13 protein-coding genes and 1 pseudogene are annotated in these 12,376 nt (G+C 73.1%); 9 read left to right on the forward strand and 5 right to left on the reverse strand.

Annotation, left to right across the window (positions count from 1 at the left end; genetic code table 11):
• Positions 1–8: 8 nt before the first annotated feature.
• The 6 genes from ACWEVP_RS34465 (at position 9) to ACWEVP_RS34490 (ending at position 6,205) form a co-directional block, all read left to right on the forward strand.
• Positions 9–1,298 (forward strand): cytochrome P450, encoded by a 1,290-nt coding sequence (locus ACWEVP_RS34465; protein WP_452066761.1) that lies wholly within the window; start codon positions 9–11, stop codon positions 1,296–1,298.
• Positions 1,295–2,185 carry an alpha/beta fold hydrolase gene (locus tag ACWEVP_RS34470; protein WP_452066762.1) on the forward strand — a complete coding sequence of 297 codons (891 nt, stop codon included), beginning with the start codon at positions 1,295–1,297 and terminating at the stop codon, positions 2,183–2,185. Before ACWEVP_RS34465 ends, ACWEVP_RS34470 begins: the two co-directional genes overlap by 4 nt.
• The gene (locus ACWEVP_RS34475; protein ID WP_452066763.1) at positions 2,169–3,014 is read left to right on the forward strand and encodes an SDR family NAD(P)-dependent oxidoreductase; all 846 of its coding nucleotides are present in this window, start codon (positions 2,169–2,171) and stop codon (positions 3,012–3,014) included. The genes ACWEVP_RS34470 and ACWEVP_RS34475 overlap by 17 nt, the downstream gene beginning before the upstream one ends.
• Positions 3,011–4,486, forward strand: coding sequence for a flavin-containing monooxygenase (locus ACWEVP_RS34480; RefSeq protein ID WP_452066764.1), 1,476 nt, complete (start codon positions 3,011–3,013; stop codon positions 4,484–4,486). Before ACWEVP_RS34475 ends, ACWEVP_RS34480 begins: the two co-directional genes overlap by 4 nt.
• A gap of 33 nt (positions 4,487–4,519) precedes the next feature.
• Positions 4,520–5,386 carry an NAD(+)/NADH kinase gene (locus tag ACWEVP_RS34485; protein WP_452066765.1) on the forward strand — a complete coding sequence of 289 codons (867 nt, stop codon included), beginning with the start codon at positions 4,520–4,522 and terminating at the stop codon, positions 5,384–5,386.
• Between the two features lie 126 nt (positions 5,387–5,512).
• Entirely contained in the window at positions 5,513–6,205 is a 693-nt protein-coding gene (locus tag ACWEVP_RS34490) for a DUF998 domain-containing protein (RefSeq protein WP_452066766.1), read from the forward strand.
• Here the strand turns inward: ACWEVP_RS34490 and ACWEVP_RS34495 are convergent.
• On the reverse strand, positions 6,190–7,020 hold the full coding sequence (locus ACWEVP_RS34495) for a dihydrodipicolinate synthase family protein (protein WP_452066767.1): 831 nt from the start codon (positions 7,018–7,020) through the stop codon (positions 6,190–6,192). The two genes, ACWEVP_RS34490 and ACWEVP_RS34495, sit on opposite strands and share 16 nt — an antisense overlap.
• On the reverse strand, positions 7,010–7,369 hold the full coding sequence (locus ACWEVP_RS34500; RefSeq protein WP_452066768.1) for a DNA polymerase ligase N-terminal domain-containing protein: 360 nt from the start codon (positions 7,367–7,369) through the stop codon (positions 7,010–7,012). Before ACWEVP_RS34500 ends, ACWEVP_RS34495 begins: the two co-directional genes overlap by 11 nt.
• 104 nt (positions 7,370–7,473) lie before the next feature.
• Here ACWEVP_RS34500 and ACWEVP_RS34505 point away from each other — a divergent pair, with 104 nt between their 5' ends.
• From ACWEVP_RS34505 to ACWEVP_RS34515, 3 genes are all read left to right on the forward strand, one after another.
• The gene (locus ACWEVP_RS34505) at positions 7,474–7,905 is read left to right on the forward strand and encodes a Fur family transcriptional regulator (RefSeq protein ID WP_452066769.1); all 432 of its coding nucleotides are present in this window, start codon (positions 7,474–7,476) and stop codon (positions 7,903–7,905) included.
• Positions 7,902–9,413, forward strand: coding sequence for a catalase (locus ACWEVP_RS34510; RefSeq protein WP_452066770.1), 1,512 nt, complete (start codon positions 7,902–7,904; stop codon positions 9,411–9,413). Before ACWEVP_RS34505 ends, ACWEVP_RS34510 begins: the two co-directional genes overlap by 4 nt.
• Positions 9,414–9,491: 78 nt before the next feature.
• Positions 9,492–10,487 carry a YdcF family protein gene (locus ACWEVP_RS34515; RefSeq protein ID WP_452066771.1) on the forward strand — a complete coding sequence of 332 codons (996 nt, stop codon included), beginning with the start codon at positions 9,492–9,494 and terminating at the stop codon, positions 10,485–10,487.
• Here the strand turns inward: ACWEVP_RS34515 and ACWEVP_RS34520 are convergent.
• The 3 genes and pseudogenes from ACWEVP_RS34520 to ACWEVP_RS34530 form a co-directional block, all read right to left on the reverse strand.
• On the reverse strand, positions 10,415–10,894 hold the full coding sequence (locus tag ACWEVP_RS34520) for a RidA family protein (RefSeq protein WP_452066772.1): 480 nt from the start codon (positions 10,892–10,894) through the stop codon (positions 10,415–10,417). The genes ACWEVP_RS34515 and ACWEVP_RS34520 overlap by 73 nt on opposite strands.
• Positions 10,895–10,898: 4 nt before the next feature.
• Positions 10,899–12,104: a glycosyltransferase gene (locus ACWEVP_RS34525; protein ID WP_452066776.1), complete on the reverse strand. Its 1,206-nt coding sequence runs from the start codon at positions 12,102–12,104 to the stop codon at positions 10,899–10,901.
• Positions 12,105–12,159: 55 nt separating this feature from the next.
• Positions 12,160–12,376 (reverse strand): annotated as a pseudogene (locus ACWEVP_RS34530) (SDR family NAD(P)-dependent oxidoreductase); the annotation flags it as partial.

Below are 12,376 nucleotides of genomic sequence, written 5' to 3' on the forward strand. Positions count from 1 at the left end.
GAGGGTCGATGACGACCATGACAAGCGCGGTGACGCTGCCGCCGGGACCGACCGCGCCCCGCGCCGTCCAAGGCGCGTACGCGCTCACGCAACCGCTGCGGGGCATGCGGCGGCTCAGAGAGCGGTACGGCGACGCCTTCACCGTGAACGTGCCGATCTTCGGCCACGCCGTGGTGCTCAGCGACCCCGCCGAGATCAAGCAGCTGTTCACCTCCGGCCCCGACCTCGTCGACAACCTCGAGGTCAACCTCGGCCGCGTGCTCGGCCCCCACTCGATGTTCGCGCTCTCCGGCGACGAGCACAAACGGCAGCGCAAGCTGCTGGTGCCGCCCTTCCACGGGAAGCGGCTGGCGGCCTACGAGCGGATCGTCGAAGAGGAAGCCGTCCGGGAATTCGCGAGCTGGCCGGACGGGAAAGCGTTCGCCACGCTGCCGTCGATGATGCGGATCACGCTCAACGCCATCCTGCGCGCGGTGTTCGGCGCCGAGGGAGCCGAGTTCGCCGAGCTGCGCGCGCTGCTGCCGCCGTTCGTCACCCTCGGCTCCCGGCTGGCCGTCGCGCCGATCACCAAGAAGGGCCGCTTCAACCCGTGGCGCCGCTTCGAACGGATGCGCCGTGAGTACGACGCGATCGTGGACCGGCTGATCGCGAAGGCGAGCGCGGGCGGCGACGACGTCCTCTCGATGATGCTGCAGACCCGCTACGACGACGGTTCCGGGCTCGGCCGCGAGGAGATCTCCGACCAGCTGCTCACCCTGCTCACCGCCGGGCACGAAACCACGGCGACCACGCTCGCCTGGGCCGTCGAACGGCTCCGCCGCCACCCGGCGCTGCTGGACGAGCTGCACACGGACGACGGACTCCTCGACGCCACCATCCTCGAGGTCCAGCGCACCCGCCCGGTCATCGACCTCACCGCCCGCCAGGTCAAGCAGGACGGCTTCCGGCTCGGCCGCTGGACGCTGCCGAAGGGGTACAACGTGCTGGTCAGCATCGCGCTGATCCACGACGACGACGCCGTCTTCCCGCACGCGGCCACCTTCGACCCGCACCGTTTCGCGGGCGCGCGCCCGGATCTCTACCAGTGGATCCCGTTCGGCGGCGGCACGCGCCGCTGCCTCGGCGCCGCCTTCGCGACCATGGAGATGACCGTCGTGCTACGGACCCTGCTGCGGGACTTCACGCTGGTGCCGACGACCGAGCCCGGCGAACGCTGGCATTCGCGGGGCGTGGCCTACGCACCCGCCAAGGGCGGCCGCGCGGTCGTGCGCCGCCGGAGCACCGGAGGAGAACAGTGACCGAAGAGATCGCCGAGGTCGGCCGGGGGATTTCCCTGGCGTACGAACGGATCGGGGACGCCGGCGCCGAGCCCCTCGTCCTCGTCGCCGGGCTGGGCCAGCAGCTGCACAGCTGGCCCGACGCCTTCTGCGCGCGGCTGGCGGACCGCGGCTTCGAGGTCGTCCGGTTCGACAACCGCGACGCCGGCCGCTCGACCCACCCGCGCTTCCGGCCGCCGAGCCTGCTCGGCATGCTCGCGGGCCGGTTCCCCGCGCAGCAGTACGACCTGAAGGACATGGCCGCCGACACCATCGGCCTGTTCGACGCCCTGGACATCGAGACCGCGCACATCGCGGGCGTCTCGATGGGCGGCATGATCTCCCAGACGGTGGCGGCGCTGTACCCGGACCGGATCCGCACCCTGACGTCGATCATGTCGACGACCGGGTCGCGCCTGCTCGGCCGTCCGGCGTTCTCGACGTTGCGGATGATGGGCGCCAAGCCGCCGAAGTCGCGCGAAGAGGCAGTGGAAAGCGCCGTGAGGATGTTCCGGCACATCGGTTCCCACGGCTTCCCGTTCGAGGAGGCCCGGGTGCGCGAGCTGGCCGGGACGGGCTGGGACCGCGACCCGACCGCGGGCGGGGTGGGCCGTCAGCTCGCCGCGATCATGAAGTCCGGCAACCGGACTCCGCTGCTGCGGAAGATCACCGCGCCGACGCTGGTGATCCACGGCGACCGCGACCGGATGGTCCACCCCACCGGCGGCGCCGCCACCGCCCGGGCGATCCCCGGCGCGCGCCGGGAAACCGTGCGCGGCATGGGTCACGACCTGCCCGAAGGCGCGTGGCCCACGATCCTCGACCTCATCGACAAGCACGCGAGGAGCAGCGATGTCACGGCCCCGTAGCCTCACCGGCCGCCCGGTGGTGATCACCGGCGCGGCGTCCGGCATCGGCCGCGCGCTCGCCACGCGGCTGTCCCGCCTCGGTTCGCCGGTCGCCTTGGCCGACGTCGACGAAGACGGCCTCAAGGCGACCGCCGCCGCCCTGCACGGCCGGGTGCTGACCCGCGTGCTCGACGTCCGCGACGCCGAGGACCAGCTGCGGTTCGCCGCGGAGGTGAAGGACTGGCTCCCCGCCCCGCTGGCCGCGGTGTTCAACAACGCCGGCGTCGCGGTCACTTCCAGCGTGCTCGACGCGGTGATCGAGGACGACGACTGGCTGCACGACATCAACTTCCACGGCGTCGTCCACGGCACGCGCGCGTTCCTGCCGATCCTCGTCGAGCAGGGCGAAGGCGCGATCGTGAACACCTCCAGCGTGTTCGGCCTGCTCGGGGTGCCGAACCAGAGCGCGTACTGCGCGGCCAAGTTCGCCGTGCGCGGGTTCACCGAGTCGCTGCGGCAGGAGCTGCACGACTCCGCGGTCCGCGCGATCACCGTGCACCCGGGCGGCATCACGACGAACATCGCGCGCAACGCCCGGGTCCGGCGCGACCCCACCGGGATGGGCCGCACGCGCGAAGAGATGGCGGCCCAGTTCGAGGCCATGACCATGACGTCGCCGGACAAGGCCGCGGCGATCATCCACACCGGCGTCGACCGCGGCAAGGCCCGCATCCTGGTCGGCCCGGACGCCTACCTGTTCGACGCGCTCGCCCGCATCACCCCCACCCACTACAACGCCGTGCTTTCGCGCGTGATGAGGCGCCCGCGGCGGACGGAGGCCGTCCGATGACCGAGCACGTCGAAGTCCTGATCGTCGGCGCCGGGCTGTCCGGCGTCGGCGCGGCGCACCACCTGCGGACGGCGTTCCCGCGCAAGACCTACGCGATCCTGGAAGCCCGCGACGCCATCGGCGGCACGTGGGACCTCTTCCGCTACCCCGGCGTCCGGTCCGATTCGGACATGCAGACCCTCGGCTACCGGTTCCGGCCGTGGACCAGCGAGAAGGCCATCGCCGACGGCCCGTCGATCCTGCAGTACGTCCGCGACACCGCCGCCGACGCCGGGATCGACCGGCACATCCGGTTCGGGCACAAGGTGGTCCGCGCCGCGTGGTCCACACAGGACGCACTGTGGACGGTCGAGGCGACGCACGACGGCGAGCCCGTCGAGTTCACCGCGAAGTTCCTGTACCTGTGCAGCGGTTACTACGACTACGCGGGCGGCCACACGCCGGAATTCCCGGGCCTCGAGAGCTTCGGCGGCACGGTCGTGCACCCGCAGCACTGGCCCGAGGACCTCGACTACGCCGGCAAGAAGGTCGTCGTGATCGGCAGCGGCGCCACCGCCGTGACGCTCGTCCCGGCGATGACCGACCGCGCCGCGCACGTGACGATGCTGCAGCGCTCCCCCACCTACATCCTGTCGCTGCCGTCGGAGGACGCGCTGGCCAACCGGCTGCGCGGGCTGCTCGGCCCGAAGCTGGCCTACCCGATCGCGCGCTGGAAGAACGTCGCCGTGAGCACGCTGATCTACCAGCTCAGCCGGCGCCGCCCGGGCGTGGTCAAGGCGCTGATCCGCAAGGCCGCGATGAAGCAGCTGCCGCCCGGCTACGCCGTCGACACGCACTTCAAGCCGCGCTACCAGCCCTGGGACCAGCGGCTGTGCCTGGTGCCGGACGGCGACCTGTTCCGGTCCATCAAGCGCGGCGACGCCTCCGTCGTCACCGACCGGATCGCGGCCTTCACGAAGACCGGTATCCAGCTCGAATCGGGCGACGAGCTCGAAGCGGACGTCGTCGTCACCGCCACCGGGCTGAAGCTGCTGGCCTTCGGCGGCATCGACCTGGTCGTCGACGGCGACCCCGTCAAGCTGCCGGAAACCATGGCGTACAAGGGGATGATGCTCAGCGGCGTGCCGAACTTCGCGTTCACGATCGGGTACACGAACGCGTCGTGGACGCTCAAGGCCGACCTGGTCGGCGAGTACGTCGTCCGGCTGCTGCGCCACCTCGACCGGCACGGCTACGACCAGGCCGTCCCGGTCAACGACGACCCGGCGGTCACCGAACGGCCGCTGCTCGACTTCGACGCCGGGTACGTGCTGCGCTCGATCGACGAGTTCCCGAAGGCCGGGTCGCGGGCGCCGTGGACGCTGGGCATGAGCTACGCGCACGACGTGGTCAAGCTGCGGCACGGCCGGATCGACGACGGCGCGCTGCGGTTCTCGCGACGGAAGGCGGGAGCGGGCAGACTGAGCGCATGACGCTCTGCACTCCGCCGGTCCGGGGCCGCTGACATGCACTCCGCGGGACTCGTGCTGCACCCCCGCCGCGACTCCGCGGCCGCCGTCGAGGCCGTGCTCGGCTGGGCGGGCAACCGGAACATCGAGATCCTCGGCATCGCCGACGAGATCGTCCGCCTGAACTGCGCGGCGATCGGCGTCACGGCCGAAGAGCTCGGCCGCCGGTCCGACCTCGTCGTCAGCCTCGGCGGCGACGGCACCATGCTGCGGGCCATGCGGCTGGCCGACGGCCAGCGCGCGCCGGTGCTCGGGGTGAACCTCGGCAAACTCGGCTTCCTGGCCGAGGTCGACGTGCCGGACCTGCCCGGCGCGCTGTCGGCCATCGACGACCACCAGTTCACGGTGGAGCCGCGGCTGGCCGTGGACGCCGTCCTGGAAGGGCGGAAGATCACGGCGTTCAACGACATCGCCGTGGTCCGCGTCCCCGGCGACGGCAGCGCGGTGGTCGCCGTGCACGTCGGCGGCCAGCAGTTCGTCAGCTACTCGGCCGACGCCGTGGTCGTCGCGACGCCGACCGGGTCGACGGCGTACAGCTTCTCCGCCGGCGGCCCGATCACCAGCCCGTCGGTCGAGGCGCTGCTGGTCACCCCGGCCGCGCCGCACTCGGCCTACAGCCGGGGCGTGGTGCTGTCGGTGCACGACGAGGTGACGCTGGAGCTGCTGCCGACCAGCGGCAGGCTGGCGGTGGAGGTCGACGGCCAGGTCGAGGGCTACGTCTCCCCCGGCGACCGGCTCGACCTGCGCGCCCGGCCCAGCGCGGCCCGGGTCGTCCGGCTCGGGATGACGACGTTCTACCAGCGCGCGCGCCGCAAGCTGCGCCTGACCGACTCGGCGGAGATCCCCCAGGACGGCGACCACTGACGACGCACTTTCCCGTGAAAGTGCGCGCTGTGGCGCGGGTCACATCTCGGGCGTGTCGCGCGATGATCACGGAATGGTCACGGGTAGTGTCCGCGGCTCCGCTTGAACCAGCCGAGCCGCCCGGGAGTGTCCCTCTACATGCTGTGCCCCGCACCCGTCCGTCCCCGTCTCCGCGCCCGGCTGCTCGTGCCCGGCGCGCTGGCCGCGTTCGCCGGCGCCCTCGTCCTGCTGACCGTGCTGCACCTCGACCGGCGGCTCGCCCCGCTCGACCCGGTCAGCTCGATGCTCAGCGACTACGCGCTCAGCCCGGGCCGCTGGATGTGGGACGGCGCGCTCCTGCTCACCAGCACCGGCTCGGCCCTGCTGCTGGTGGCGCTCTACCGGCGGGGCCTGCTGGCCAACCCCGCCCTGGTGGCCGCGAAGGTCCTGTGGTGCGTGAGCCTGCTCGCCGTCGCCGTCTTCGCGAAGGATCCGCAAGGGGGCGCCATCACGGCCACCGGCAAGATCCACCTCTACGCGTCGGCGGTGACCTGCCTGAGCCTGCCGGTCGTCGGCTGGGCGCTCGGGCGGCGGCACCGCGACGACCCGCGCTGGCGGCGCTTCGCGACCTGGTCGCGGCGGCTGGCGCTGGCGGCGATCCCGTTCTACCTGCCCTTCATCGTGCCGTTCGCGGTGAACGTCGTGCTCGGCGGGCACCTCCCGACGGTGGCGACCGGCCTGGTGGAGCGGCTGATGATGGTGCTGGAGATCGCGCTGCTCGCGGTGCTGGGCCACTGGGCGCACCGGGCGATGCGCGGGGGCGTTCAGCTGCGGGCGTAGGCCGCGATCCGCTCGACGGGCGGGGCCGGCGCCGGCATCCGCGGCAGGCCGTTGCCGAAGCCGCGCACCCGGACCGCTTCCTTGATGCCCTCGACCGTGCCGCCCAGCGCGGCCCGGGCGGCGTCGGCGCGGGCCTGGGCCGCGCGCTCGCCTTCGGCGTCACCGGCTTCGACCGCGGCCGCCAGATCCGTGAAGGGTTCCGGGAACGCCGCCGACAACCCGGACACCACACCCGCGCCACCGGCCCGGGCCACGGCGGCGACGTCGGTGTCGGCTCCCGACCAGAACCGCGCGTCCGGCAGCGCCGCCCGGAAGTCGGCGAACCGGGCCGCCGCGGCGCCGGACAGCTTGCCGCCGCGCAGACCGGTCGCGGCGAACTCCGCCGGCGAGAGCGTGACGCCGGTGCGGTCCGGGAAGAGGTAGCCGTAGACGTCGGCGTTCCCGGCGGCGTCGCGCACCGCCGCGAAGTGCCGGCGCACCGCGTCGGCGTCCGCGGGCAGGTAGTAGGGCGTGATCACGGCCAGCCGCGAGGCGCCCGCGGCGAGGGCGTCCCTGGTCAGGGCGACCGCTTCCCGCGTGCTCGCCGCGCCGACGTGCACGATCGTGCGCTCCGCGCCGAACACGTCCAGCGCGATCCCGGCGAGCGTCCGGCGTTCGGCCCGGTCCAGTGCCGGGAACTCGCCCGTCGTCCCGGCCACGAAGACGCCGTCGACGCGGCCGTGCAGCCAGGTCAGCAACGCGGTGTTGGCGTCCTCGTCGAGCGCGAGGTCGTCGCGGAAGAGGGTGGGCGTCGCGGCCAGGACTTCAGCGCGCATCGGCGTCTCCCGGCTGGTCGCGGGTGCGGTGCAGGAGCCAGTCGCGGCCGGTGCGGATCAGCGCGTAGCGGACCGACTCCGTCCGGCCGTGCAGCGTGAACAGGATGCGCTTGTCCGTGCGGTCGTGCTCCTCCCACCAGCCGGTGTCGGCGACCTTCTTGGTGTCGTCCTCGTAGGCGAGGTGGTCGAGCGCGTGGTCGGGCACGGCGACGGCGAGCCGGTTGCCGCTCGCGTCCGGCGGGAGCCCGCGCGGGACCGCCCACGAGCGCAGCACACCGTCCTCCTCGAGGCGGAGGTCGAAGTGGTGCCGCGGGCGCCAGTGCTCGTGCAGCACGAAGGCCGGTTTCACCCCTCCACCATGCCAGAAAGCCGCACCACTACCCGGTTTTCGGCCGTTCAAACGCTCCATCCGAGGACTTGACCCGTTCCAGAGAAGGGCGCACGGTGGCTGTCATGAGCGATGTGACGACCGCGCTGCGGGCCGCCGGCCTGCGGGTCACCGCGCCCCGGCGGGCGGTGCTCACCTGGCTGGCCGCGCATCCTCATTCCACAGTGGACGAGATCGGCGCCGGGCTCCGCTCGGTGCCGGTCTCCGTGTCCACCCAGGGGGTCTACGACGTCCTGGCCGCGTGCACGGCGGCCGGCCTGATCCGGAGGATCGAGCTGCCGGGCCACCCCGCCCGCTTCGAACGGCGGGCCGGGGACAACCACCACCACGTCGTGTGCCGTCGCTGCGGGCGGACGGAGGACGTCGACTGCGCGGTCGGCGCGGCTCCCTGCCTGACCCCGGGCGACGCGCACGGCTACTCGGTCGACGAAGCGGAAGTGGTGTTCTGGGGGCTGTGCCCCCGGTGCCGCGCTTCCCGGAAAGAGGCGACAGCGTGACCGAACCGACCACCACCGACGCGGGCATCCCCGTCGAAAGCGACGAGCACTCCCTCACCGTCGGTCCCGACGGCCCGATCCTGCTGCACGACAACTACCTCATCGAACAGATGGCGCAGTTCAACCGCGAGCGCGTCCCCGAACGGCAGCCGCACGCGAAGGGCAGTGGCGCGTTCGGGCGGTTCGAGACGACCGGCGACGTCAGCGCCTACACCAAGGCGGCGGTGTTCCAGCCGGGCACGAAGACCGACCTGCTCGTCCGGTTCTCCACCGTCGCCGGCGAGCGGGGCAGCCCCGACACCTGGCGCGACCCGCGCGGCTTCGCGGTGAAGTTCTACACCAGCGAAGGCAACTACGACATGGTCGGCAACAACACGCCGGTCTTCTTCGTGCGGGACCCCATGAAGTTCCAGCACTTCATCCGCTCGCAGAAGCGCCGGGCCGACAACAACCTGCGCGACCACGACATGCAGTGGGACTTCTGGACGCTGTCGCCGGAGTCGGCGCACCAGGTGACGTGGCTGATGGGCGACCGCGGGATCCCGCGCACCTGGCGCCACATGAACGGCTACAGCTCGCACACCTACATGTGGGTCAACGCCGCCGGTGAGCGCTTCTGGGTGAAGTACCACTTCAAGACCGACCAGGGCGTCGAGTGCTTCACCCAGGACGAAGCCGACCAGACGGCCTCGGCCGACACCGACTACCACACGCGCGACCTGTACGAGTCGATCGAACGCGGCGACCACCCGAGCTGGACGCTGAAGGTGCAGGTCATGCCGTTCGACGACGCCAAGACCTACCGCTTCAACCCCTTCGACCTGACGAAGGTGTGGCCGCACGGCGACTACCCGCTGATCGACGTCGGCCGGATGACGCTCGACCGCAACCCGACCGACCACCACGCGGAGATCGAGCAGGCCGCGTTCGAGCCGAGCAACCTGGTCCCCGGGATCGGGGCCAGCCCGGACAAGATGCTGCTCGGGCGGCTGTTCTCCTACCCGGACGCGCACCGCTACCGGATCGGCGCGAACTACAAGCAGCTGCCGGTCAACGCGCCCGTCGCGCCCGTCCACAGCTACAGCAAGGACGGCGCGATGCGGTACACGAAGGTGTCCGACCCGGTGTACGCGCCGAACTCGAAGGGCGGCCCGCACGCCGACGCCGCCCGCTACGGGCAGCCGGCGGGCTGGCACACCGACGGCGACATGGTCCGCACGGCGTACACGCTGCGCGAGGACGACGACGACTGGGGCCAGGCCGGGACGATGGTCCGCGAGGTCCTCGACGACGACCAGCGCGCCCGGCTGGTCGACAACATCGTCGGGCACCTGCTCAACGGCGTGTCCGAGCCGGTGCTGGCGCGGGCGTTCGACTACTGGCGCAACGTCGACAAGGACCTCGGTGACCGGATCGAATCCGGCGTCCGGGCCAAGCGGGACGAGAAGGACCCGAAGGCCGCGGACCAGGGCAACCCCGCCCGCTCGAGCATGCAGCACAAGGCCTGAGCGCGACGCGCACCCGGCGTGCCCCCGCCGGGTGCGCGTGCTCTACGTTGGCCTCGTCGCGGGAGGTGGGGAGGCCGGGTGAGTGTCGCCGACGCCGTGCTGCCCGGCTGCGCCGTGGTGGCGCTGCTGGTGTTCGCGGTGCGCCTGGCCCGCGAACCCCGCCGGCTCGGCAACGCCGTCTGGCTCGGGATCGCGCTCCTGTTCACCGGGTTGTGGCTGCTGCGCGCGGCCCTGCACCTGGAGTGGCTGACGCCCGTGCTGGCCGGGCTGGCGGCGGCGGTCGCGGTGCTCGTCGCGGTGGTGCTGCCGGCCGCGCTGATCGGCAACGGCGTCCGCATGGTGCGGCGCGAGGGCCGGAGTCTCGGGAACCTGCTGTCGTTCGTCCTCGGCGTCGGCATGCTGGTGCTCGAGGGACTGTTCTTCGTGCCGCTCGGGCGGTGGGGCTCGGCGCTGGTCGCGACGGCGGCGGTGCTGGCGTGCTACTTCGGGTTCCTGTTCGCGTCCCTGCTCGGGTACTCGATCCTGTACGGCAGGCTCCGGCGCCGCACGGGTGTCGAAGCGATCATCGTCCTGGGCTGCGGCCTGGCGGGTGACCGCGTGCCGCCGCTGCTGGCCGCCCGCCTCGACCGGGCGATCCGGGTGTACTCGCGGGAACCGGTGCCCCCGTTGCTGGTGGTGTCGGGTGGCCAGGGGCCGGGGGAAACCGTCACGGAGGCCGCGGCGATGGCCGGGTACCTGGGTGACCGCGGGATCCCGGCCGACCGGATCCGCCGCGAGGACCGCGCGACGACGACCGAGGAGAACCTCCGGTTCTCGGCCGAGCTGCTGCCCGGGGACGTGCGGCCGGGCCGGGTGCTGGCGGTGACGAGCAACTACCACGTCTTCCGCACGGCGGTGGAGTGCCGGCGGCTGGGCCTGCCGTTCGACGCGGTGGGGGCGCCGACCGCGAGGTACTTCCTGCCGAGCGCGCTGCTGCGCGAGTTCGCGGCGCTGATCCTGCACTACCGGCGCACGACGATCGCGGCCTGCGCGCTGATCACCGGAACCGGGCTGGCGCTGGCGCTCTTCGCCTGACCCGGCACAGCGGCGACCGCCTCGACCTCCACGGCGTACTCCGGCCGGGCCAGCCCCGCCACGACCGCGAGGGTCTGTGCGGGGTAGTCGCCGTCCGGGAACCACTTCGCGAACGCTTCGGCCTGCGCGGCGCGGTAGCCGTCGAGGTGTTCGGTGCCCGCGACCAGCGTCAGCAGCTTGACGAGGTGTTCCGGCCCGGCGCCTTCGGCCGCGAGGAGCGCGCCGAGGTTCGCGAAGATCCGCCGTCCCTGGGCTTCGGCGCCGGGGCCGGCGAGAGTGCCGTCGGGTCCCACGCCGAGCTGTCCGGCGAGGAACACCAGCCGGTGCCCGGCGGGCACCTCCGCCAGGTGGCTGTAGCGGCCCAGCGGCGGGGCGACGGTGTCGGGGTTCCAGCGGCGTGGCTTCACCGTGTCATGATCGCAGGCCCGGCACCTCACGCAGCACCGAGCACGCGTGGGCCACGCCGTCCTCGTGCCGCAGCCGGGCCCCGACGTACTGCGCGCCGTGGCGGAAGAGCGGGTTGGCCGTCAGCTCCCGCAGCCGCGCCGTCAACGACTCGGCCGTCAGCTCCTTGTGCGGCAACGGACGCGGGCCCGCGCCGAGCCGGTACACGCGGCCGCCCCAGTACGGCTGGTCGGAGAAGACCGGGCAGACGAGCGCCGGGACGCCGGCCCGCAGCCCGGCCGCGGTCGTGCCGGCGCCGCCGTGGTGGACCACCGCGGCGGTGCGCGGGAACAGCCACTCGTGCGGGACGTCGGCGACGGTCAGCAGGTCGTCGGACTCCGGCCCGGCGCCGGCGACGAGCCCGCGTAGACCGGCGCGGCGCAGGGCGGTGCGGATCAGCTCGAACGTCCCTTCGGCGGGCATGCTGCCGAAGCCGACGTACACCGGCGGCGGTCCGGCGGCCAGGAAGTCGCGCAGCCGCGGGTCCGGGCGCCAGCCCGGCTCGGCGCCGAGGAACCAGTACCCGGTGACGTGCACCCGGGCCGGCCAGTCGGGTGGCCGCGGCACCACCGCCTCGGAAAAGCCGCACAGGACCGGGGATTCGCGGCGCGGCCGTTTCCCGGGCAGGCCGAGGGTCCCGGCGCGCCAGCGGTCGAGCTCGGGCCGCAGGACGTACCCGGCCAGCGCGTCCACCGCGGTGAAGCTCAGGTGTCGGCCCCACGGTCCCAGCTTCGCCGCCCACGGCAGGAGCGGGTGCGGGAACGCCCGCGTCGGGTGGCTGGGCTGGTAGTGCAGCTCGACGTTGGGGACGGGCAGGTGGGTGCCCAGGAAGCCGAGGGTCGGCGCGAGCACGAGGTCGGCGGTCTTCGTGCCGGCGTGGACGTCGGCGAGCATGCGGTCGAGGACCGGCCGCAGGACGTCCCGCAGCCCGGTCAGGAACGCGAGCGGGCCGCCGGCCGTCCAGGCTTTGCCGGCCTCGGAGCCGAGCACTTCGCCGGGATCCGCGGACAGCGGGCCGAAGCCGAGACCGTGCCGGGTGACGAGCGGTTCGAAAGCCGGGGCGGCGAGGATCCGGACCCGGTCGCCGTCGGCGGCGAGCCCGCGCCCGAGGGCGACGCAGGGGTGGACGTCCCCACGCGAACCGGGCGCGATGACGACCACTCGCCGGCTCATCGCGGCCGCCCGAGCCACGTCGGCACCACCCGGACCGGCACCCTGCCGGTCCCGGTCATCGTTTCGCCGCCGTCAACCGGTACCGCAGCCGGTGCGGCAACCGCGCCAGCACGGCCGCCAGCCGCGCGTCCGCCCCGACCAGGTACCGCGGCGCCGGACGGCGGATCGTCAACGCCCGCACCACCACTTCCGCGGCCCGCCGCGCCGGCAGGCCCGCCCGCGCCGAGCGGAGCGCGCTCCGCTCGGCCGCCGCCAGCTGCTCGCCAGATCGG

It is taken from the genome of Amycolatopsis sp. NPDC003865 (assembly GCF_053605345.1).

Coding starts and splice junctions, on each gene's coding strand:
- ACWEVP_RS34465 (WP_452066761.1), top strand. CDS start 9: ATGACGACCATGACAAGCGCGGTGACGCTGCCGCCGGGACCGACCGCG.
- ACWEVP_RS34475 (WP_452066763.1), top strand. CDS start 2,169: ATGTCACGGCCCCGTAGCCTCACCGGCCGCCCGGTGGTGATCACCGGC.
- ACWEVP_RS34480 (WP_452066764.1), top strand. CDS start 3,011: ATGACCGAGCACGTCGAAGTCCTGATCGTCGGCGCCGGGCTGTCCGGC.
- ACWEVP_RS34485 (WP_452066765.1), top strand. CDS start 4,520: ATGCACTCCGCGGGACTCGTGCTGCACCCCCGCCGCGACTCCGCGGCC.
- ACWEVP_RS34495 (WP_452066767.1), bottom strand. CDS start 7,020: ATGCGCGCTGAAGTCCTGGCCGCGACGCCCACCCTCTTCCGCGACGAC.
- ACWEVP_RS34505 (WP_452066769.1), top strand. CDS start 7,474: ATGAGCGATGTGACGACCGCGCTGCGGGCCGCCGGCCTGCGGGTCACC.
- ACWEVP_RS34525 (WP_452066776.1), bottom strand. CDS start 12,104: ATGAGCCGGCGAGTGGTCGTCATCGCGCCCGGTTCGCGTGGGGACGTC.